General features: G+C 38.5%; 19 protein-coding genes. 6 read left to right on the top strand and 13 right to left on the bottom strand.

Annotated elements, in window-relative coordinates; all coding sequences use genetic code 11:
• The first annotated feature begins 10 nt into the window (after positions 1 to 10).
• Together ABXH34_RS00470 and der are read left to right on the top strand one after the other, a co-directional pair.
• Positions 11 to 1210 carry a peptidase associated/transthyretin-like domain-containing protein gene (locus ABXH34_RS00470; protein ID WP_353569884.1) on the top strand — a complete coding sequence of 400 codons (1200 nt, stop codon included), beginning with the start codon at positions 11 to 13 and terminating at the stop codon, positions 1208 to 1210.
• A gap of 378 nt (positions 1211 to 1588) precedes the next feature.
• Positions 1589 to 2980: a ribosome biogenesis GTPase Der gene (der, locus tag ABXH34_RS00465; protein ID WP_353569883.1), complete on the top strand. Its 1392-nt coding sequence runs from the start codon at positions 1589 to 1591 to the stop codon at positions 2978 to 2980.
• 251 nt (positions 2981 to 3231) lie between these two features.
• On the opposite strand, the gene ABXH34_RS00460 is transcribed toward der, so the two are convergent.
• Positions 3232 to 3459, bottom strand: a complete 228-nt coding sequence (locus tag ABXH34_RS00460) for a hypothetical protein (RefSeq protein WP_353569882.1) — start codon at positions 3457 to 3459, stop codon at positions 3232 to 3234.
• 522 nt (positions 3460 to 3981) lie between these two features.
• On the opposite strand from ABXH34_RS00460, the gene purH reads away from it, so the two are divergent.
• Both purH and ABXH34_RS00450 read left to right on the top strand, forming a co-directional pair.
• Positions 3982 to 5544 (top strand): bifunctional phosphoribosylaminoimidazolecarboxamide formyltransferase/IMP cyclohydrolase, encoded by a 1563-nt coding sequence (gene purH, locus ABXH34_RS00455; protein WP_353569881.1) that lies wholly within the window; start codon positions 3982 to 3984, stop codon positions 5542 to 5544.
• 153 nt (positions 5545 to 5697) lie between these two features.
• Positions 5698 to 9648: a leucine-rich repeat domain-containing protein gene (locus tag ABXH34_RS00450; RefSeq protein ID WP_353569880.1), complete on the top strand. Its 3951-nt coding sequence runs from the start codon at positions 5698 to 5700 to the stop codon at positions 9646 to 9648.
• 52 nt (positions 9649 to 9700) lie between these two features.
• Here ABXH34_RS00450 and ABXH34_RS00445 read toward each other — a convergent pair whose 3' ends face one another.
• The 8 genes from ABXH34_RS00445 to ABXH34_RS00410 all read right to left on the bottom strand — a co-directional run bounded on the left by ABXH34_RS00445 (position 9701) and on the right by ABXH34_RS00410 (position 16856).
• Entirely contained in the window at positions 9701 to 11896 is a 2196-nt protein-coding gene (locus ABXH34_RS00445) for a TonB-dependent receptor plug domain-containing protein (protein WP_353569879.1), read from the bottom strand.
• A gap of 491 nt (positions 11897 to 12387) precedes the next feature.
• On the bottom strand, positions 12388 to 13386 hold the full coding sequence (locus ABXH34_RS00440; RefSeq protein WP_353569878.1) for an NAD(P)H-dependent glycerol-3-phosphate dehydrogenase: 999 nt from the start codon (positions 13384 to 13386) through the stop codon (positions 12388 to 12390).
• 2 nt (positions 13387 to 13388) lie between these two features.
• Positions 13389 to 13880: a protein-export chaperone SecB gene (secB, locus tag ABXH34_RS00435; protein ID WP_353569877.1), complete on the bottom strand. Its 492-nt coding sequence runs from the start codon at positions 13878 to 13880 to the stop codon at positions 13389 to 13391.
• 22 nt (positions 13881 to 13902) lie between these two features.
• Positions 13903 to 14334, bottom strand: a complete 432-nt coding sequence (locus tag ABXH34_RS00430; protein WP_353569876.1) for a rhodanese-like domain-containing protein — start codon at positions 14332 to 14334, stop codon at positions 13903 to 13905.
• A gap of 62 nt (positions 14335 to 14396) precedes the next feature.
• Positions 14397 to 15398, bottom strand: a complete 1002-nt coding sequence (gene waaC / locus ABXH34_RS00425) for a lipopolysaccharide heptosyltransferase I (protein ID WP_353569875.1) — start codon at positions 15396 to 15398, stop codon at positions 14397 to 14399.
• 15 nt (positions 15399 to 15413) lie between these two features.
• On the bottom strand, positions 15414 to 15800 hold the full coding sequence (locus tag ABXH34_RS00420; protein WP_353569874.1) for a hypothetical protein: 387 nt from the start codon (positions 15798 to 15800) through the stop codon (positions 15414 to 15416).
• Positions 15797 to 16177 (bottom strand): HEPN domain-containing protein, encoded by a 381-nt coding sequence (locus ABXH34_RS00415; RefSeq protein ID WP_353569873.1) that lies wholly within the window; start codon positions 16175 to 16177, stop codon positions 15797 to 15799. Before ABXH34_RS00415 ends, ABXH34_RS00420 begins: the two co-directional genes overlap by 4 nt.
• Positions 16178 to 16346: 169 nt before the next feature.
• Entirely contained in the window at positions 16347 to 16856 is a 510-nt protein-coding gene (locus ABXH34_RS00410) for an RDD family protein (protein ID WP_353569872.1), read from the bottom strand.
• 237 nt (positions 16857 to 17093) lie between these two features.
• Here ABXH34_RS00410 and clpS point away from each other — a divergent pair, with 237 nt between their 5' ends.
• Both clpS and clpA read left to right on the top strand, forming a co-directional pair.
• Positions 17094 to 17420 (top strand): ATP-dependent Clp protease adapter ClpS, encoded by a 327-nt coding sequence (gene clpS, locus ABXH34_RS00405; RefSeq protein ID WP_353569871.1) that lies wholly within the window; start codon positions 17094 to 17096, stop codon positions 17418 to 17420.
• Between the two features lie 69 nt (positions 17421 to 17489).
• Entirely contained in the window at positions 17490 to 19766 is a 2277-nt protein-coding gene (gene clpA / locus ABXH34_RS00400; RefSeq protein WP_353569896.1) for an ATP-dependent Clp protease ATP-binding subunit ClpA, read from the top strand.
• A 264-nt stretch (positions 19767 to 20030) separates the two neighbouring features.
• Here the strand turns inward: clpA and gluQRS are convergent, their stop codons facing one another.
• The 4 genes from gluQRS to ABXH34_RS00380 all read right to left on the bottom strand — a co-directional run bounded on the left by gluQRS (position 20031) and on the right by ABXH34_RS00380 (position 23465).
• Positions 20031 to 20894 carry a tRNA glutamyl-Q(34) synthetase GluQRS gene (gluQRS, locus tag ABXH34_RS00395; RefSeq protein WP_353569870.1) on the bottom strand — a complete coding sequence of 288 codons (864 nt, stop codon included), beginning with the start codon at positions 20892 to 20894 and terminating at the stop codon, positions 20031 to 20033.
• Positions 20895 to 20921: 27 nt separating this feature from the next.
• On the bottom strand, positions 20922 to 21368 hold the full coding sequence (gene dksA, locus ABXH34_RS00390) for an RNA polymerase-binding protein DksA (RefSeq protein WP_353569869.1): 447 nt from the start codon (positions 21366 to 21368) through the stop codon (positions 20922 to 20924).
• Between the two features lie 117 nt (positions 21369 to 21485).
• Positions 21486 to 22286, bottom strand: coding sequence for a cytochrome C assembly family protein (locus ABXH34_RS00385; RefSeq protein ID WP_353569868.1), 801 nt, complete (start codon positions 22284 to 22286; stop codon positions 21486 to 21488).
• Between the two features lie 486 nt (positions 22287 to 22772).
• Positions 22773 to 23465: a histidine phosphatase family protein gene (locus tag ABXH34_RS00380; RefSeq protein ID WP_353569867.1), complete on the bottom strand. Its 693-nt coding sequence runs from the start codon at positions 23463 to 23465 to the stop codon at positions 22773 to 22775.
• Between the last annotated feature and the right edge of the window lie 20 nt (positions 23466 to 23485).

Raw genomic sequence — 23485 nt, 5'->3', positions numbered from 1 at the left:
GAGGTATAGAATGTATAAGTTATTTGCTTATATGCTACTACTGACCACATTGAATACAGTACATGCTAATCCAGAAACACATCGTTTATACATTGATGTATTTCCAGAAGAAGCTCATGCTAAAATTTTTATATGGAATATTAAACCGAAATTTCGTCAAGGTATTGAACTGAAAACAGGTGTCTATGATTTGCGGGTAAAAGCAAAAGGTTATCATACTTTACGCAAGTGGATAAATTTAAAAAATGCTGATATTTTTGAACAAGTTGATTTAGTCCCTTTAGACCAGCCTAAACCTACTAGTGCCAATATTAGCGATGACACGGACACTCCCCCAATAAATCAGGCCGATCCATCAAGTGCCAATCCCACTGCTGATATTCAAATTAGTTTACATCCAAATGATGAACTGTTACCAGATGAATATAGTTTGAGCATTGAGACCATTCCAAGTAATGCAAAAATCAAGTTTCTAAATAGCAAATATATGTTTGAACAAGATATGTTATTAGCCCCCGGTAAATATAAATTATTAGTGAGCCACAGCGGCTATATAAGCCAAGAACATGATGTGAACATCACTAACGATGACATAGAACTCAAAGTGATCCTACCGCCTGTGATAGCTTCAGCGTCCTCATTTTCACCTCAAACTAGAGCTAAACCACTTGCTGTACCTACACTAAAGAATCAATTTATTTTAGATTTAGAAGTCAAACCTGCTGATGCAGTGGTTAAAATTTTGACTACTAATCAACTTTATAGCCCTAATATGGTATTAGCAGCGGGGAAATATGTGATTCGAGTGGAAAAACAAGGTTATATTACACGCCGAGAATTGGTAGAAATAACCAATCAAAACCTCAAAAAGACCATTGAATTATCACAACCTCCAATGTGTTTTTATGGACAATCTCATAAAACAGCATCTAATGGAGAAAAACTTTATTATTTTTATAGTGTTAGGCTTAGTTTTTATCAAAACTTTGTTGAAGTTCACTATTATATCCAAACCATGCCATCAGGCGTAACCAGTCATTATGAGTTCAAAGGGATTCGACGTGGTGATGATTTGGAATTAATCGGATTGCTAAAATATGGCAGTGATACACAAGAAGAACTGAAAACACACATGTCATTGCAAGATGGCAAACTGATTGAAGCCATTAATGGTAATCGACAAGTTTTACAGCCCACTGGTTGTAATTAAGATAGCGATGCATAGCCTATCAAAGGGAGCAGATGATTTTGAAAGCGGTTCTGCTTCTGTAGCCGCTTTTCTATTTGTTCTTTTAGTCCGTTTATTTCTTGGTTAACACCTTTCTAGTCTATTATTTTTGCTTGTTTTTTTCTATTAGAATAATTGAATTAGGTAGTTACAATTTTTCTATAGTTAAATATTATCATGGGTTAATGAGTGCTTATGATTCGATATTTGAGATATAGCTAGAAAGTAATGTGTATTTTTATGAATCAATAATAGATGCAACTCTAATTATCTATTTAAAATAACAGCAAAAAGTTGATTTTATGCTTTGTTACCGCTAAACTTTTCCAGCTCTATTCATAACAATCTTGCAACCATACTATGCTACCCACAATTGCCATTGTTGGCCGTCCAAATGTTGGAAAATCGACTTTATTTAATGTCTTAACTCGTACTCGGGATGCGCTGGTTGCAAATCAATCTGGTTTAACACGAGATCGCCAATTTGGGCGTGGGCGGGTTGGCGATAGAGATTATTGGGTTATTGATACAGGAGGCTTGACTGATGATGCCGATCACATGGCTGAACATATCAGCAGTCAAGTGATGCAAGCCGTTGATGAGGCAGATAGTATTTTATTTCTCGTAGATGGTCGAAATGGTCTTACCGCCGCCGATGAAATGATTGCGCAACAGCTCCGAGTGATTAATAAACCCACTTTTCTAGTGGTCAATAAGACCGATGGCTTGCAAAGCAGCATTGCGATGGCAGAATTTTATGCTTTAGGTTGGGGCAAAACTTACCCTATTTCTTCTACGCATAAACATGGCATTGATGACTTGATGGATCACGTGTTTACAAAGTTGAATTGGCCTGAAGCTGAAGAACTTGAACAAGATGATAGTATTAAAGTGGCGATTGTTGGCCGCCCCAATGTTGGAAAATCAACTTTAGTGAACCGGATTTTAGGCGAAGAACGAGTGATTGCTTACGATCAACCGGGAACAACACGCGACAGTATTTTTATTCCCTTTGAACGCGATGGACAAGATTACACTTTAATTGATACTGCTGGTGTTCGGCGTAAATCAAAAATGTCAGAAACCATTGAAAAATTCAGTGTGCTTAAAACATTAAAAGCCATTGAACAAGCTAATGTTGTCGTTTTGGTTTTAGACGCGCATGAAGGGCCTACTGAGCAAGATGCCAGTTTACTGGGTCATGTGTTAGATATGGGGCGTTCACTGGTGATTGCAGTGAATAAGTGGGATGGATTGGAAAAAGATGAGCGTGAGTGGGTTAAAGTAACTTTAGGCCGAAAATTGCATTTTGTTGATTTTGCAAAGATTCATTTTATTTCTGCTTTGCATGGTACGGGTGTCGGCAATTTGTATAAAACTATTAAACAAGCCTACCAAGCCGCATTTTTAGAAGTCAGCACTTCCCGTTTAAATGTTATCTTGCAAGATGCGGTTGAAGCTCATCAACCACCATCAGTTCGAGGTCGTCGGATTAAATTACGCTTTATGCATCAAGGTGGCAGTAACCCGCCCAAATTTGTGATTCATGGTAATCAAGTGGAATCGTTACCACCTGCTTATAAACGTTATATTATGAATTGCTTACGGCAAAAATTTGATTTTGCAGGCACCCCGATTAGGCTGGAAATGCGTCAGGGGGAAAATCCTTTTGCAGGCAAACGCAATGAGCTCACACCACGCCAAGAACAAAAACGCCGTAGATTGGTCAAACATGTTAAAAAATCAAAGTAAGGCCTAATTTATTCAAGACTGTCTGTTCTGTGATTAAGGCAGTCAAGCGATTATGACTATAAGGATTGGTCAAAAAATCTGCCATCGAAAAAACGGTGTTCAATTCATTTTTAATCGTATTGTAAGTTTTGCTATATTCTAAATCAATGGTTCAGACTTCTGTACTTGACAACAATTGGTGGATTCCAAGTTAAAGCCTCAAGACTTCAAATTAGCTGAAAGTTTCAATATTCCAGCATCATTTATAGGCTTTATATGATATTGGTATTGTTTGCAGACAACACAATAATATAGTTATTGTTTCTAGGCTTTTTAGCTTCAATATTAACAACATACCCCCATGCAGTGACATTCTTTAAACTTCGCATTTTATTTTCTGGATAACCTTGCAATATTTTTCTAATTGACTTGGATTCATTATCCTTTTCAATCAGGGTGTCTTTCTTAATCCTTAAATCAGGGGTTATTTTGTGCTCCATTAACCACCATAACCATTGTTCACTAGGCCAACTGTCAAGAAACTATTCCTGAATTGGAGAAGTATTAAGTCACAGCTAAAAGTGGTTCTGAAGGCCTGCAATTGGTGCATAACGTATAAACGGAGTGATTCATGTAGATACTCTGTTTCAAGTCAAATGAAAAAGTATCGCATTCCATATTTATTTTTCTTTTAGCATGATGAAAGCAGTATTGAGAGCACCGTTTAATTCTTAGAACATGTCTATTTGAAGTCAGGTTAGCAAGAAAAAATGGCTCAAGTTTATAAGTTAATACCTTAATGCTAAATTTAGAAATAGGGAATTCAAAAAATTGATTCTTATCTTTGATTATTAAATATAATTAAATAGATAGCATTATCTTTAATAGTATCCTGATTTATTCAAGCCCAAGCATTACCAAATTAAAATAGTTTGAAAAAGCTGAGTTGTTAATTAGTAACTGTCTCGTTAAAATGTTTGTTTAAAAACCGATAACAATAGAATTGACGAGGGAGACAACCAATGTCAGCCATTCAACGCGCTTTGATTAGCGTGTCAGACAAGACAGGTATTGTGGAATTTGCCCAAGCTTTAGCGAAGCAAAATATTGAAATTTTATCCACAGGTGGCACGGCTAAGTTATTAGCTGATAGCGGTGTCGCTGTCACGGAAGTATCTGATTATACAGGTTTCCCAGAAATGATGGCGGGTCGTGTGAAAACCTTGCATCCTAAAATTCATGGCGGTTTATTGGGACGACGTGGTACAGATGAAGCGGTCATGGCTGAACATGGGATTGATCCAATCGATTTAGTGGTGGTGAATTTATATCCCTTTGGACAAACTATTGCTAAGCCTGATTGTGATTTAGCGACCGCTATCGAAAATATTGATATTGGTGGGCCTGCAATGTTGCGTTCAGCAGCGAAGAATCATGCCGCAGTGACGGTAGTGGTTGATAGCAGTGATTATGCCATTGTCTTAGGTGAAATGCAGGCAAATCAAGGTAGTGTGACTGAAGCAAGCCGTCGTTTGTTAGCACGAAAAGTCTATGCACACACAGCCCGTTATGATGGCGCAATTGCCAATTATTTGGGTGGTTTGGAAAGTGATGATGCACAATTCCCACCTGATTTATCAATGCAGTTTGAAAAACGCCAAACTATGCGTTACGGTGAAAATCCTCATCAAAAAGCCGCTTTTTATGCTGAATTAAATCCAGCTCCCGCCAGCTTATCTACGGCCACTCAATTACAAGGTAAAGCCTTATCTTACAATAATGTAACAGATGCTGATGCCGCGTTAGAATGTGTGAAATCATTCAATGCCAAACCTGCTTGTGTGATTGTAAAACATGCCAATCCATGCGGTGTGGCGGAAGCGGATAATATTATGACTGCGTATGATAAGGCATTCAAAACTGATCCGACTTCAGCATTTGGTGGCATTATCGCGTTTAATCGCCCGTTGGATGCAGAAACAGCAACCGCAATTGTTGAGCGTCAATTTGTCGAGGTGATTATTGCACCGAGTATTGATGAGGCGGCATTGCCTATTTTAGAAAAGAAAAAGAATGTACGTGTGATGACTTGTGGCGAATGGGATACAAGTCCAGCGCAGAGTTTTGACTTTAAACGGGTTTCAGGCGGCTTATTAGTTCAAGAGCGTGACATGGGCATGGTGGGTTTAGATGATTTGAAAGTGGTTACAGAGCGTCAACCGACTGAGCAAGAATTGAAAGATTTATTGTTTGCGTGGAAAGTAGGCAAGTTTGTTAAATCAAATGCGATTGTCTATGTCAAAGAGGGTATGACTATTGGTGTCGGTGCAGGTCAAATGAGTCGTGTTTATAGTGCACGGATTGCAGCGATTAAAGCGGGCGATGAAAATTTAACTGTAAAAGGGGCTGTGATGGCATCTGATGCGTTTTTCCCATTCCGTGATGGTATTGATTCTGCGGCAGAAGTGGGTATTGAAGCGGTGATTCAACCCGGTGGTTCAATGCGAGATAAAGAGGTGATCGCGGCTGCTAATGAGCATGGTATGGCGATGGTATTTACTGGAATGCGTCATTTCCGCCATTAATCGCTGATAAAATCCTTCAAGACACTACACTGGTAATCCTAAGTTTTAAACTGAAGTATCTTAGTTAATTCATAGGGCTACCAGTCCTGATTTGAGAAATCGGTTCAGAGCATTATTAAAACAAACAGGGATTGGATTTTAAAGGATGACATCATGCGTATTTTTAAAACCCCACCCGACATTTTAGATAAAATCCAGCAATGTGCAGAAAAGCAAGACAAGTCTTTGGATTTAACAAATCATGGTGACTTGTATTTACCGATAATCCCGCCCGAAGTTTATCAGCTTAGTCATTTAGAACAACTCATTTTAACCAATAATGCGATTCAAATTGTCCCTGATGAAATTCAGCAATTAACTCATTTAAAACGGCTTGATTTGCGTGGTAATCCATTGCGGCAGGTGGCAGATGTATCGGGTTTGATTGTGCATTATGCGGATTTTAAAAAGTTAGATTTACCGCCTGAAAACATTGTTGGTTTAAAATTGACCTTATTTTCTTATGATGCACCAGATGGGATTTTTGATTTTCCTCATTTAGAACTTTTGGATATTAGCAATCATCGACTTGATAGCATTCCTGACTGGGTTTTGAAATTAAAAAATCTGAGCCGTTTAAATTTGAGCCGTAATAGATTGCAAAGCGTAGAAGGATTAGAACAACTTGAGCATCTGAGCTGTTTAGATTTGGGTCGTAATAGATTACAAAGCGTGAAGGAATTAGGGCAGCTTAAGCATCTGAGCCGTTTAGATTTAAGAAATAACTTGTTACAAAGCATAGAAGGATTAGAACAGCTTAAGTATCTGAGCCATTTATATTTGAGAAATAGTGAGTTACAAAGTGTGGAAGGATTAGAACAACTTAAGCATCTGAGCTATTTAGATTTGAGAAATAACTTGTTACAAAGCGTGGAAGGATTAGGGCAGCTTGAGAATCTGAGCTATTTAGATTTAAGCTTTAATCAATTGAAAAGCGTGGAAGGATTAAGGACGCTTGAGAATCTGAGCAGTTTAGATTTGAAAAATAACTCGTTACAAAGCGTGGAAGGATTAGGGCAGCTTAAGAATCTGAGCCGTTTAGATTTGAGCTCTAACTCGTTACAAAGCGTGGAAGGATTGGGGCAACTTGAGCATCTAAGCCGTTTAGATTTGGGCTCTAACTCGTTACAAAGTGTGGAAGAATTAGAGCAGCTTGAGAATCTGAACAGTTTAGATTTGAGCGATAACTTGTTACAAAGCGTGGAAGGATTAGGACAGCTTGAGAATCTGAGCAGTTTAGATTTGAGCGATAATTCGTTAAAAAGCGTGGAAGAATTAGGGCAGCTTGAGAATTTGAGCAGTTTATATTTAAGTTCTAATCTGTTGCAAAGTACGAAGGGATTAGGACAGCTTAAGCATCTGGGCAACTTATATTTGAGCTTTAATCAATTAAAAAGCGCGAAAGGATTAGGGCAACTTCAGAATCTGAGCAATTTAGATTTGAGCAATAACTCGTTACAAAGCATGGAAGGATTGGGGCAACTTCAAAATCTGAGTAATTTAGATTTGAGCGATAACTCGTTACAAAGCGTGGAAGGATTAGGGCAGCTTCAGAATCTAAGTAGTTTATACTTGAGCGATAATAAGTTACAAAGTGTGGAAGGATTAGGACAGCTTCAGAATCTGAGCAGTTTAGATTTGAGAAATAACTTGTTACAAAGCGTAGAAGGATTAACGCAGCTTGAGTGTCTGAGCAGTTTGTATTTAAGTTTTAATTCATTGAAAAGCGTGGAGGGATTAGAGCAACTTCAGAATCTGAGCCGTTTATATTTGAGAAATAGTGAGTTACAAAGTGCGGAGGGATTAGGGCAACTTCAGAATCTGAGCCATTTAGATTTGAGAAGTAACTCATTACAAAGCGTGGAAGGATTAGGGCAGCTTGAAAACCTAAGCAGTTTAGATTTGAGAAATAATAAGTTACAAAGCGTGGAAGGATTAGGTCAACTTGCGAATCTGAGCAGTTTATATTTGAGCTTTAATCAATTGGAAAGCGTGGAAGGATTGGGGCAGCTTGAGAGTCTGAGCAGCTTATATTTGAGAAATAACTTGTTACAAAGCCTGCCAGAAGAACTATTTTTATTACCAAAACTAGAATGTTTAGACATTGAAGATAATAAAATTACAGAGCCATCCATTGAACAATTAGAACCTGATGATAAATGGGGTTATGTACATTTACTCCGAGTACGCAACTATTTACATCAATTAAAACTGGAACAAACTGATTATTTATATGAAGCAAAACTATTAATTGTTGGCGAAGGCGGCGCGGGCAAAACTACTTTAGCCAATAAAATCCAAAACCCTGATTATCAACTACAAGCGATAAAAAGCACCGAAGGCATTGATGTTATTCCGTGGTCATTTCCATACAACGAACAACAAGATTATCAAGTCAATATCTGGGACTTTGGCGGCCAAGAAATCTATCACGCCACCCATCAATTTTTCCTCAGCAAACGCGCCTTATACATCCTCGTTACCGACAGCCGCAAAGAAGACACAAACTTTTATTATTGGCTCAATATTGTCGAATTACTCGGCGAAGACAGCCCCGTATTTATCGTCAAAAATGAACGCGACAACTGCCAACAGAAAATTGACGAACCCAGTTTAAGATGCACGTTTCAATATTTAAAAGAAATCTACGCCACCAATCTAAAACTCAATAACAAAGATTTTGACAAACTGCTTATAGATTTACCACACCGCTTAAAACAATTACCCCATATCGGTACACCTGTTCCCAAATCATGGAAAACCATCCGCGATATTTTACAAGACGATGAACGCAACCATATTGATCTTAAAGAATTTTTAACTCTATGCGACCAACATGGCTTTAAACACAAACAAGACAAACTCCAACTCAGCGAAACCCTACACGACTTAGGCAGCGTCCTGCATTTTCAACACGATCCATTGCTACAAAAAACCATATTCCTCAAACCCCAATGGGTCACACAAACCATTTACCGCGTACTGAAAAATTCCACTGTTGAACAACAATTTGGTAAATTCACCAAAGCCGATTTAAAAACCATCTGGCATCAATCCGAATACGACTTTATGCACGATGACTTACTGCAATTGATGCTCAAATTCAAACTATGCTATCCACTCAAATATTGTGAAAATACCTACATCGCACCGCAATTATTAGCTGAACAAAAACCCGATTATAAGTGGAATTCAAAAAACAACGTCACCGTCTTATATCAAAACTATGCTTTCATGCCCAAAGGGATTATCACCCAACTGATTGTGACACTTCACGAAGACATTGCAGACCAACAACAATGCGTATGGCGCACAGGCGTTGTATTTGAAAAAGACCAAACCCATGCCGAAGTCATCGAAAGCTATGGTAAACGCAAAATATCCATCAAAGTTGAAGGGCAACACTGCCGCGATTTGATGACCATCGTTAACTACGAACTACAAAAAATTCATAATAGCTATAAAAAGCCATTGGATTATGAAGTCAGCGTGCCTTGTAATTGTGAAGAGCCTGAATATTTTAAATTTGATACTTTAAAAGAATATGCAGGCGTTCAAGCTGATTTTCGATGCCCTAAATTAAGCTGTCGCAAAGATTTCTCAGCTCATCAATTACTAGACGGTATTTTTGATTTACGTAAATTAGAAGAAAAAGAAAGAAAAACTATCAACTACAATTATGGCGGAAATCATTATGATAGCTCCCTTCATGCCAGAGATATAAAAGATAGCAATACCAATACAGGTGATAATGTCACCCAAACATTCAACCAAGGCATTCAAATAGATTTACAAACTTTAATTGATGTGATTTTGACATTGGATTTAGGCGAAAACCAGAAGAAAGTCATAAAATTACTAAATGAAGCCAAAGAAGAAATCAATACGCCTAATCCTGATAAAGAAGACATTGGCAGTGCTTTAGATCGTGTGATTAAACTGGTGAACAAAACAGGTCAATTGGCAGATAGCGTTAAACAACAACTGATTCCTGTAGCCCAAAATATCGGACAATGGCTAGGTGAACATGGCGACACAATCAAACAATTCTTCACAAACACGTAAAGCGATGAATTTTTGTAAATCAATAGTTTAACTAAAAACGGGAATAAATAATCTAAAACTGCCAGCGCAATGTAGCAGCCAACGCAGGGGCATGGGCACGATAATCACCATAAGAATTAAACCCAAACAAGCGTTTATTATAAGTTTTATCAACCCAACCTAAAACATTGTACGCATCTAAACGTAATTTCAATCTGTCATTAAGCTGATGCTGAATCCCTAAATTAACAAAAATCGACGCGCCATAAGGATCATCATTTTCGGGGTCTCGGTTATATGGCGTATTTTGAGCATTGTTATAATCTGAAAAAGCTTGTGCGCCATCAAATCCCCAATAAATCCGTGCTGAACCATCCAATTGCCAACGCGGACTTAAATGATATGAACCCGTTAATTTACTAATATGGCTACTCCACACCGCTAATTGATTACCATAACCATAAGGCTCAGCAGTCAATGCAGTATTGGTATCTGGCGATAAATTAAAATCCAACAACTTATGATACGCATGTGAAAACGTGATTTGTGTCTGCTCAGTGTGATACGCTAATTCAAGCTCAATCCCTGTTTGAGTTAAATTACCGATGCTGCGTGTCCCTGCATCAAAATCCACTCCATACTCACCCGAATCCCAACTGATTAAATCTAAATCCTGATAATAAGTGCTGACTGCCCAAAATAATGCTGAATCATGCTGTGCTTCATAACGTAACTCCAGACTTTTTAACTCTTCTGGATCACTCTTTTCACCTGTTTGCTCAAATGTCCATTGCCGCTCTTCTGCAAACGTCATCCGCACCGACTCTGAATACATCAACTTCCAAGTATCCTTATCATTTGGGGTATAAATAAAAGCGGCTCGGGGAGAATATAACAGCTCCGTATTATCATTTTTATCAATCCGTCCCCCATAAAATAATGTCCAATCCGCTGAAAACTGCCATTGATGTTCCGCCAATAAAGAATAGGTATTAGTAGACCACTCAGGTGAATCACCGCTATAAGGAGGCTGTACCCAAGGCGACAAAACTGCTTGAGAATCATCAGGAAACCCTAAATTATTTTTACCAAACCATTCATGTGACCATGCTACACCCATTGCAATGTGATGTTTATCATTCAACTGCCAGTGCGCTGTTACTTTGGCTAATAATTCATCTTCCCGATGGTTCAATGTCCAATTATCCAATTCAGAACTAAAATCAGCACGTTCATAGTCAGTTAAATCATAGCTCAGGGTATAATCAATTGAAAATATATCGCTAATATGTTGTTTATATTCTGATAATAAAGTGAGTTGCTGATAGCCTGAACCCGGTTGCTCAAAAGATTCATAATTGGGATAAGTATCAACTGCCCAATCATCCAACCAACCATAAGGCCAGCGAGCTGTGGAACTCGGATCAGTCACATATTGTTGGCCACCGCGTGTGTAACGCATCCAAAGACTTAATGAACCATGGGTGTATTCCGTATGCAATTTAATCCGTGGTTTATCTCGCCATGCTGCCCCATCTCGATTAATCGAATATTGTGTATAAGCCTGTTGACCTGCAACCGTATTGCCCCAAAAATCGGTATAACTTGTGCCCAATACATACGGTGCATCGTGTTGATCTGCGCCCACATATTTATCCAAACCCAAATAAATAAAATAGCCTGAATCCTCTGTGAGTTTTTTGCCATGTTTCAACTCAATCCCATAAAATTCATCGATGACACCTGCTCGCGCAATCATTTCCGTGCCTTCAAAACTCAGCCCACTTTCGGTTTCAATACTAATCACCATTGATACAGCACCTGCACCATGAATTGCCGAGCCTGAACCACGAACAATATCAATATGCCGAATATCACCCAACATAGACAAATCTCGCTCACTGATAACACCATAATGTGTATGCTCATTCATCACACGGCCATTCACTAACAGTAAATATTTTTCCTCTCGATCATTCAATATGCCACGCAACCCCAGATGACTGATTTCCCAATGATGTCGCATCATTTGCAAGTTCGGCACATAGATTTCCAATAATTCATTCAGACTACGTGCACCACTGTTTTCAATTTGCTGTTTTGTAATCGTCGTGATCGCTGCGGGGGTTAAGCGTTGAGACGTTTTTGTCAAAGAGGCAAGAGGCGCATCAATCCTAATATTCATCAATTCTTCAAGTGATAAACCAAGTAATGATTTAATTTGAAGGGATTCTTGTAAAACGGGTGGCATTCCGTATTCGTTAGCCATTAACTTGCTGTAATATAATGAAAATAAAATGAATATTGTGTTAACAAATAAATTTAAATTTAATCTTAGCATCAGATACATCTCCCCCATCTTAATAACTTTAAATATCATCCTCTTATTGTTGTTTAGAGTATTATTTAAAGTCAGAGATATTATATTGAATATTGGGCTAAATTATAAAAACTTCTTAATTTAAAGCCAATTATTAATATTTATCAAAACAAAATCAATGATGATTTAAAAATGAATTTATACGTCTATAGATGCTGGCATAATTCAAAGCATCAATCATAGATTTTCTTGAAAGAATGGAGTGTTTTTAAGTGCTTAATAAAACTCCTCAACTCTAGTACCTCAATACTGTGGCCAGTTCTTACAAAATACAAAATATTTCAATCAATTACAAATATATCAACTTTGATAACAGATTGATTTTAAGATGTATTTTAAAGATTCTCGAACCACTGATATTTTAGAGCGAGGAAAAAATATTATTCGGTTTTGACTTCACGAGACAATAAAGAATGTACCGCTTGTTTTGGTGTCATTTGTTGGGTTAATACTTGCTGTACATGGTCAACAATCGGCATTTCAACTTGATATTTTTGGGCTAAATGATGCACTTCACGTGCGGCATGAACTCCCTCAACTACTTGACCAATCTCAGTTAAAATCTCATCATGGTTTTTTTGACCTTGTGCCAAAGCAAAACCAAATCGTCGATTACGTGATTGATTATCAGTACACGTGAGCACCAGATCACCCATACCCGCCAAACCCATGAAGGTTTCGGCTTGACCACCCATCGCAATACCTAAACGTAGCATTTCAGCCAAGCCGCGTGTAATTAAAGCCGCTCGAGTATTTGCGCCAAAACCCAAACCATCTGCAATGCCTGCTGCAATCGCCATCACGTTTTTCACCGCACCACCAATCTGCACCCCAATTAAATCTGAACTGAGATAAGGACGAAAATAGGGGTCATGGAACGCATTAACCCAAAATTGGGCATGATTTTGAACATCTGAGGCAATGGTAACGGCTGTGGGTAATTGCTTAGCCACTTCTTTCGCAAATGAAGGCCCTGATAACACTGAAAAGGCTTGCTGGCCTAATACATTGTGCGCCACTTCATGTAACAATAAACCCGTTTTATATTCAAAACCTTTCGTCGCCCAGCATAAATGGGTATCGGGCTGTAAATAGGGTTTGATTTGGCTTAATGTGCTATGAAACGCATGACTGGGTACAACGATTAAAATTTGTTTGGTTTTGGCCACAAGGACTAAATCATCAACAATTTTAATATGTTCGGGAAAAGGATAATCAGGTAAATATTGACTATTTTGCTGTTCTGTACGCATTTGCGCGACGTGAGCTTGTTCATGACTCCACAGCCAAATGGAATGGCCGTTACGGGCTAACACCAATGCTAGCGCAGTCCCCCAAGAGCCTGCGCCTAACACGAGAATAGGTGAGTCTGCAGACATTTTTACTGTGCAGAAGGAGATTGCATATTTTCAGGTACTTGCAACTTACCATCTTGCTGCAATTTTTGCACGTACATGCCTTCAAAATTCATTAACGGCAAGTAAAGAGGCGTGAATCCACCACGTGTAATCAACTCAGAAACAGTTTCACGAGCATAAGGGAATAAGACGTTAGGGCAAACACCATTAATCATATAAGCCAATTTATCTTTAGGCATATTGGATAAAGTAAACACGCCTGCTTGCTTGATTTCAACTAAAAATGCAGTTTGGTCACCAAGCATTACAGTCACTGTGACATTAAGCACCACTTCATACATTCCAGCTTGTATTTCTTTAGATTCATAAGCCACTTCATATTTTGGACTGGGCTGTTGATCTTGAACTATAAAAATGTTTGGTGCATTGGGCACTTCAAACGAGCAATCTTTTAAATAAATCTTTTGGATGTCAAATTGTTCGCTCTTCTGTCCTTGTGCATTTGCTTCTGCCACAATATTTCCCCTTGTGTTTAAATTATTTACGACCCTTGGTCAATGGTAAACCCGCTGTTTCCCAAGCGATAACGCCACCTTTTAAATTAAAAACCTGTTCAAACTCATTCTTTTTCAAAATATTGCAAGCATGGCTAGAACGGTTACCACTGCGGCAACTGACGATAATCGGGTGTTGGCGGTATTTTTCTAAGTTCTTTATTTTAGCAGATAATGAACCCAAAGGAATGTGCATTGCGTCGAGAATGTGACCTTCCACAAACTCGTTGTCTTCACGCACATCAAGCACAATGGCATCATCATGATTAATTTTGAGAGTGGCTATTTGGGCGGTAATGTTATTAATACCCTGAATAGAATCGCCTAGGATATTCCAAACTAACAGCCCTAATACGCCAGCAAAGGAGGCAAATAAAAGTGGGTGGTTACCTACAAACTCTACAAACTGTTCCATCAAAATTACTCTATCAGTAGCGAGACATCAAAAAGCGTAAGTATAGGCAATGTCGAGGTTAACTACAATAAATCTTTTAAGCTTCGCCACACACGATCAACTGATAAATCTTGGTAACAAGGTGGCAAAGGTGCGGTTTTATACGAACATTGTTTTTTAAGACAAGGCGCGCATGGAAATTGGGCATTTAAATGGATTTGTTGTTGTCCCATCGTACCTGTTAAGCCTGCTTTAGTTGCACCGTACAGTGTCACGCTTGGAATATCTAGTGCTGCGGCCAAATGAGCCAATCCCGTATCAACCCCAACAACCGCTTTTGCTTGAGCTAATTCAGAGGCAAGTTGCTGTAAATTGCCTTTTTCAATGATCTGGATATTGTCATGGCTGGTGGCTATTTTTTCCGCACGTTGCTTTTCAATCTCATTTCCCCAAGGAATACGCACTTGATAGCCTCGATTGGTTACCAATTTTGCTAAATCACTCCAGTTTTCATCATACCAATGTTTGGTTTTCCATGTCGTACCGTGTAGAAAGATGATATAAGGCTGTTTTTCAACTTGAAAGCTGTTTTTAATCCCATAAATAGGTTCAGCCGTGGGTAATTCATAGTTGAGTAAACTGGCAAACAGTAAACGAGTCCGCATCACCGCATGTTGGGCTTTGGAAACAGTAATTTTTTTATGATAAAACCAGCTTGCAATCGGTTCGCGGGCAGAGTTACCATCTAAGCCACAACGAATGCCTCGGGCTTGGGCGGTCAATACGGCACTTTTGAATAGACCTTGTGCATCAATAATATAGTCATATTTTTCTTGTTGAATCACTTGCTTGCATTGTTGCCATTCTTTATTTTTCCACATTTGCCATGGATTTTGTCGCCAGCGGCGGATTGCCACAGGGATCACCCGAGTGATAGCAGGATGCCAAGTAGGAATTTCACTAAAGGCTTCTTCTACAACCCAATCGCAGTGCAAAGTTTGATAGTGTTTTGCCATATCGCTTAGGGCTGGCAAAGTATGAATAATATCGCCAAGTGATGAGGTTTTTATAATTAGGATTCGCATGGGATTAATGAGTCATTAAACGGTAGCACTACTTGTGTTTTGTGCAGCTAAAATATAAGCTTTTTTGATAGGAATACCAGAGAAAACAGTATCTGATAATGTCACAATATTATCTTTCATAATCGTCATTTGGTTTGTAGTATTTAAAATAGAATCATACTCATCTAAAACGACAATTTTTGAAAGCAGAAGTATTTCTTTATCACTGAGTTCTTTACGCAAATATTCTATTAACAAGTTAATGGCTGCAGCCTCGTCTTCCTTTGCCCAGTCTGCCGAAATGAGCAAATCCCATCTATTGGGTGCTTCTTCTCGTAGAAATAAGCCAAATAAATCAAAGCTACCTTTCAAGTCTGATACTTGTTGTGCTGCTTTTTGAAATTTTTTTAGTAATTCTTTCATAATACCTCTAAAAAGGCTTTGGTTGCATCGAACATTTTTGTTGCTTGGATTTGAGTGACAGTACCTACTGCACTATATCTTGTCTCTGGATTCCACTTTGAAACAATTGACCATTCAGTAAACATTTCGTGCTTTACTCTATTTTCTTGTCCCGTTAAATGTAACAGTATATCAAGGTCATGCGTTTTAAATGTTTGATAGCCTTTTGTCGTTGGATATTCATCCCATTGCAAGGTTTTACAAATACACGCTTTCAAACCTAGTTCCACAGCATATCCACATAAATAAACAGAGCCATCAAACCTTGAGGCATCTAATAACACTTTAGCATCTTGCAGACGGGCTTGGATGATTTGTTCAATATCTAATTTTTTCATCGATGATAAATACTTGTGTTTAAAAAAATGATATGAATATACTGCTTTGATAAATCTAAATATATTGATGTTTAAGCAAGCTGAATCAACGATGATAGAGCTTCATTAAACAGATTAGAACTGTTGGAGATATTTTTTTGTTATAACCCCAGAGTCCTGTTAAAAATACTCACACTTCTCGAACCAATCTTGTACCTGAAGCCAAGTCTTGCCACATTCTACGCTGCATATCGAACCAAGGGCTTACTGTATTTAAAAAGAAAATAAGCCATAAGACTGAAGCTAACCACATAATTGGTTCTGAAGAAAATGACCAATAGCAGGCTAAAATAAAACTTAAATAAACCACACTGGCCACGACAAAACGTCTGACAGCTTGCCACCAACTGATTTTAGTCCCCGCATCCCTATCATCTTGAATCAAACGTACCTTCCATGTTGACATCGCTAAAGTTTGTCCTGAACGTCGCCATTGCCATGCAAAATAGACAAAACTAACTATTCCAAGATATAAAGCATAAATTGGGCTATTTTCTGCATGTGAAAGTGGCAATACTAAAATACCTGCAAAAAATAATACGGCAAATAACAGCAGGCTTTCATACAAAACCATGGTGTAATAACGCCATAAACCTAAAGGTAAAAAAGTTTTTTCTTGATACTGATTATCTTGTGTCATACTTGAAATATCCAAAATTATCCACCATGCTGTTAAGCAACGTTTTTATACTATATTTATTTATAAGTTTACAATAAAAGCCTTGAAATACTGTGTTTTTAGCTCAAACTAAACTGTTTTTATAACTTGAAATAAAAAAATTCACTAGGGATTGTCAAAAACACATGAACATTATAACCTTAGCAATAATAGCTTCTAAATAGTGAAAGCATAAATTTTTAAGGTACGGCTGTAACGATGGCAGATTCCCCCAATAGCACCCCAGATTATGATGATAACTTTGTTGTAGAAGAAGCGCGGCCAAAACTAAAAAAACCGCCTCTATACAAAGTGATACTGATGAATGATGACTATACGCCTATGGACTTTGTTGTGCATATTTTAGAAGTGTTTTTTGGTATGCCCAGCGAAGCCGCCAGTCGCGTTATGTGGCAAATTCACACACAAGGAAAAGGGATTTGTGGCACTTATTCGCGTGAAGTCGCAGAAACAAAAGTCGCACAAGTCAATACTTACGCTCGAGAAAATCAACATCCACTCTTATGTACGATGGAGCAAATATGAATCACAGATGGCAGGTTAAAGCGACGAATGAATACCTGTCTATCTTAAAAAGTGAGGTTAGTTATGAGCATGTTAAGTAAAGAATTAGAGCTCACATTAAGTGATGCTTTTAATTCAGCGAAGCAAAAACGGCATGAGTTTATGACAGTCGAACATTTACTCTTAGCCTTGACAGAAAATCCAACTGCGGCTGATGTATTGCGTGCATGTGGTGTGAATTTAGACACATTACGCAAAGATTTAGTGGAGTTTTTAGAAACCACTACGCCAAAATTATCACGCCGTGATGAACGAGAGACCCAACCCACGTTGGGCTTTCAGCGAGTATTACAACGCGCGGTATTCCATGTGCAATCTTCAGGCAAAAAGGAAGTGACAGGCGCAAATGTGCTGGTTTCTATCTTTGGTGAACGAGAATCACAAGCAGTTTACTTTTTAGACAAACAAGATATTGCCCGTTTAGATGTGGTTAATTTCATTTCGCATGGCATATCTAAGGTTGATAACGATAATACGGATATTCCAATTTCGCAAGATGAGGAAGTTGGGGCAGAGTCTGCACCTGCAAAAAATCCGCTAGAAGTCTATACCGTCAACCTGAATGAACAAGCTGTTTTGGGTAAAATTGATCCGTTAATCGGTCGCCAATACGAAGTGGAACGCACATTACAGATTTTATGCCGCCGCCGTAAAAATAATCCATTATATGTGGGTGAAGCTGGCGTGGGTAAAACGGCAATTGCTGAAGGCTTAGCCAAAATGATAGTTGAGGGCAAAGTGCCTGAAATATTGAAAGAAAGTGTTATTTATTCGCTGGATATGGGTTCATTATTGGCGGGGACAAAATATCGCGGCGATTTTGAAAAACGCTTAAAATCCGTGATTGCCCAATTACGCAAACAACCTGATTCAGTATTATTTATTGATGAAATCCACACCATTATCGGAGCAGGTGCGGCTTCAGGTGGTGCGATGGATGCGTCAAATTTGATTAAACCTGTATTGGCTTCAGGGGAACTAAAATGTATCGGTTCGACAACTTATCAGGAATATCGTGGTATTTTTGAGAAAGATCGGGCTTTATCACGTCGGTTTCAGAAAATTGATGTAATTGAACCCAGTGTTGAAGAAACGGTGCAGATTCTAAAAGGTTTGAAATCTCGGTTTGAAGAACATCATGAAATCAAATTTGCTCAACCTGCATTGCGGGCTGCGGCTGAATTATCCAATAAATATATTCATGATCGCCATTTGCCAGATAAAGCAATTGATGTGATTGATGAGGCAGGTGCAAAACAACGCTTATTGCCGCCATCAAAACGCAAAAAAACCATCAATGTGACTGATGTTGAAAGCATTGTAGCCAAGATTGCTCGGATTCCACCAAAAACAGTTTCTCTATCTGATAAAGATGTATTGCGTAATTTAGAGCGTGATTTGAAAATGGTGGTGTTTGGCCAAGACATGGCAATTTCAACTTTAGCCACTGCGATTAAGATGAGTCGTTCGGGCTTAGGTAATCAAGAAAAACCGATTGGTTCATTCCTGTTTGCAGGGCCTACGGGTGTAGGTAAAACGGAAGTGACACGCCAGCTTGCTAAGATTCTTGGTATTGAATTAATTCGATTTGATATGTCGGAATATATGGAGCGTCATACTGTTTCGCGTTTGATTGGTGCGCCTCCAGGTTATGTTGGATTTGACCAAGGTGGTTTATTGACCGAGGCAATTAACAAAACTCCTCATGCGGTCTTATTGTTAGACGAAGTTGAAAAAGCCCATCCCGATGTATTTAACTTGTTATTGCAAGTGATGGATCACGGTAAATTGACTGATACTAATGGCCGTAAAACCGATTTCCGTAATATTATTTTAGTCATGACGACCAATGCTGGGGCAGAAGACTTAAACCGCTCTTCTATGGGCTTTAGTCCACAAGACCATACCAGTGATGCAATGGAAACCATTAAACGTTTGTTTACCCCTGAATTCCGCAATCGTTTAGATGCTATTGTACAATTTGATTCGTTGCCATTAGACATTGTGGCGCATGTGGTTGATAAATTTGTGATTGAATTGGAAGCACAATTAGAAGCGAAAAATGTCACGCTACAAGTGGATGAAGAAGCCCGTCACTGGCTAGCGAAAAAAGGCTATGATCCGAAAATGGGTGCACGCCCAATGGCTCGCTTAATTCAAGACAAAGTGAAACGTGCATTGGCTAATGAGTTGTTATTTGGGCATTTGGAAAAAGGTGGACATGTAACAGTTCAAGTCAAAGATGATGATTTGTTAATTGAATCAACAGAAGGTCAAGATAGTAAGCTAGAAGCATCTGAAGTCTAATTATAATCGTTTTATTTTAAAGTAATACAGGGCTGGCAGTCCTAGATTTCAAAAGTGATTGATATTTAAAGTATAAAAGGACTGCCAGTCCTAACATACAAATCGAAATTGACTATACAAGCTCCTAGTTGTTGTAAAATGACTAGGAGTTCCACTTATTGTTGTTGGCAAAGCAGTGTCGTAGGCTGACAGCAGTCCCTATGTAACCATAACCCATTCTCTCATTTAGATAGATGTGGCTGATTTTTTATCAAACACACATACTTATCCTACTTCCAATCCCTCTTGTAATGGCACATTATCTAGTGACCAGTTATCAATTGCCCAATCCCAAAAAATCTGTATATTCTCATTGATTAAATCTGCGGGTGGGAATTGCCCAAGCATCGCTAGTGCTTGATACAACAATGGTAGAATAGGCTGTTCATCAATGGTGGGTGCATGGTTTTGTTTACTCAGTTTGAGGCCTTTAGCATTGAGCATCACAGGTAAATGAGTGTAATTCGGGCGTGGAAAATCGAGTAATTGCTGTAAATATAACTGCCGTGTGGTCGTATCCAACAAATCACAACCACGTACTACATCTGTCACCCCTTGTTCGGCATCATCAACCACAACCGCTAGCTGATAAGCAAACAAACCATCTTTACGTTTGACAATAAAATCACCAATCTCCGTTAGCATATTTTGGCTGATTTCACCCTGTACATTATCAAAAAAGTGCAATAAGAGCGTATTTACTTTGACACGTAACGCATGAGGCTGATTGGGGATAGAGCTGCTTTGCCTACAGTGGCCATCATACATTTGGCCTTTCAAACGTTGACGGCTACAAGTGCAAGGGTAGATGAGTTGCAGAGATGTGAGAGCGTCAAGGGCATGTTGGTAAGCTAGTTGACGTTGGCTTTGATACATAATATCGCCATCCCAATCCATGCCGAAACGGTGGAGCGTGCTTAAAATTGCTTTATCTGCACCTTTAACAACACGTGGTGAGTCCAAATCTTCAATGCGCACTAACCAACGGCCATTTTGCTGTCGGGCGTGTAGATAACTACCTACAGCCGTGACCAATGAGCCAAAATGTAGTGAGCCCGTAGGTGATGGGGCAAATCTTCCGATGTACAATTTAAAAAAAGCAGTGTTTAAATAATATTAGGCCAATTGTTTTTCACGGATTTCATCTAGTGTTTTGCAATCAATACATTTGGTTGCGGTTGGGCGTGCTTCTAAACGACGTAAACCAATTTCAACGCCACACGCTTCACAATAGCCATATTCACCAATGCCGATTTGATGTAAGGCTTCATCAATTTTCTTAATCAATTTGCGTTCACGATCACGAGTCCGAAGCTCTAAAGCAAACTCTTCTTCTTGACTTGCTCTATCATTCGGATCAGGGAAGTTTGACGCATCATCTTTCATGTGATCGACAGTACGTTTTACTTCATTTACAAGTTCTTGCTTCCAAGCTAACAACATTTGGCTAAAATGCTCAAGTTGTTTGTCACTCATATAATCTTCATTCGACGCAGGTTGATACGGTTTAAAATCAGTAATAGATTGACTGACTTGTTTCATTTGTTCTGCTGCAACAGACATGAGTGTTCTCCTTCATAAAAATAAGCTGCACACCTATACCAAAAAAGAAATCTAATTGCAAGCAAGTATTGTGCGCATTCCCTAAAGAAACTAAATGTATTAACTAACTTAAATTTGTCAAGTCCTGTGTAGGATTAATTCAAGCACTAATTTACTACCAAAATAAGCTAACATAAGAATGAAAAAACCGAGTAAATGCCAACGAATAACCATCCGTCCACGCCATCCATATTGCCAATGTCCCCATAATAAAACAGCAAATAACCACCATGCTGCAATGGATAGAATCGTTTTATGAACCAAGTGTTGTGCAAAAATATCTTGTAAAAATACAAAACCACTAATGAGGCTCAAGGTTAAAAACAGCAAGCCTAAGCCAATCATTTGAAACAACAAACTTTCCATCAACTGTAATGGCGGCAACTGACGCATGACAAAACCAAGACGTTTGTGACGTAACTGATAATCTTGTATGGATAAAAATATCGCTTGTAGTGCTGAAATTGTTAACACACTGTATGCCAAGACTGAATAAAAAATATGAATTTGTACGCCAAATGGAATATTGCTAATCAGCAGAACTGTTGAGTGAAAATAGAGTTCTAATCCAATCGAGAACGCCGCCAAAGGAAATAAAACCACAATAAGGCTTTCAATCGGTTTTGAAGTCAGTGTCAGCATCAATAGCAATGCAATAACCCATGAGACCAATGAGACTGCATTGAAAAACCCTAAATTCAATCCTTCTGGCATCACCATTGTTTGGCGTAGCACCAATGCGTGTAATATGATGGCAATCAGACTTAATGCAAGTACAGCTTGACGACGTAGTGTGTTGGAATGTGAAACAAATAAACCTGAGGAAGTTGCCAGTAAATAAGCCAATATGGCAGAAAAGCCTAGAATATGGTTGCTCACTATATTTTGTCCTGAAAGCTAAAAATCTGCAAAGCGTACAAAATTAACCTTGTTTTGGTAAAACTGCAATAGATTTAGATATATTTGTTTGACAGCTCATCAATCAGATTTTGAAAAATATAAAATACTTCAATAATTTATAAGTATAAAATGCTTTTAAAGTATGGGTTTTATTGTATTTGTTAAAAAATATCTAGGCCATTATTGTTTGAGAGAATTGAATTAAAAGGTAAATTACTCACTGTTGCAGAGAGTCCAGTGTTGGATAAATTGGTTTATACTGAACTACGTCTAAAAATGAATTTTAACTTGTGACAACGCGGTGCATCGCCATCAAAAAATATCAAGACGCAAGTGCGTCTATGGAACATTCCACGCATTGCGTGGAACGAGAAAAAAACAAATTGCAACAGTGTGAAGTATAGGACTGACAATTTTTAAAAGATTAGCAGCCCTGACCTGTGGTATTTCGCTATTTACAAAAAATTAAGGTGCGGTGAATAAGAAAATATCCCAAAAATCGGGTTTAATTTCACCAATATGCTCATAACCCTCGTCAGTAGGTTTAAAGATATGCACTACACCTTCAGGCTTTGGTAAAATCCCTGTCGCTTCTTGTAAATTCACTGAATGTGACACTATGACTGTATTTTTACCTTCTTCAGGTGCAATACTTAGTAATTGTAACAAGGTGTCAGAATATTCAGCACGCTCTTCTTCGGTTTCTAAAGCGGCAGCATAAGTTAGCTCAGGGCGAGAATTCGCTTGACCAAATACTAACTGTGCAGTATCTACACAACGGCAATAAGGGCTGGTATGTACCTCACCAATCGGAATACCTAATTTTTTCACCGCACTACCAATTGTTTTAGCCTGCTTTTTACCTTTTTCAGATAAATTCCGCTGGGTTTTACAATTTTCTAAATCCACTTCATACTCATCATTTTCTTCTTCACTCAAAGCATGACGCATAAAAATCACATAACCACCAGACTTTAACTCCTTAATCAATTGCGAACCTGTTAACTTAGGTGCTGCTTTAGGTTGGCTTAATGCTTCAATTACGGTTTGAACTTCATTGGTTGTTGATGGGGTTGCATCATCATCAGCTTGCACCGTAAAGTTTAGAGCAAAGAGGGGAAGTATAAGCCAATAAGATAAAAGGCCAGTGTAACGCATGATATTCTCCTTATGAAAAT

Origin of the sequence: Candidatus Albibeggiatoa sp. nov. BB20, assembly GCA_016744725.1 — a bacterium.
Lineage (GTDB): Bacteria > Pseudomonadota > Gammaproteobacteria > Beggiatoales > Beggiatoaceae > Albibeggiatoa.
This window is presented reverse-complemented; position numbering and strand designations above follow the sequence as displayed.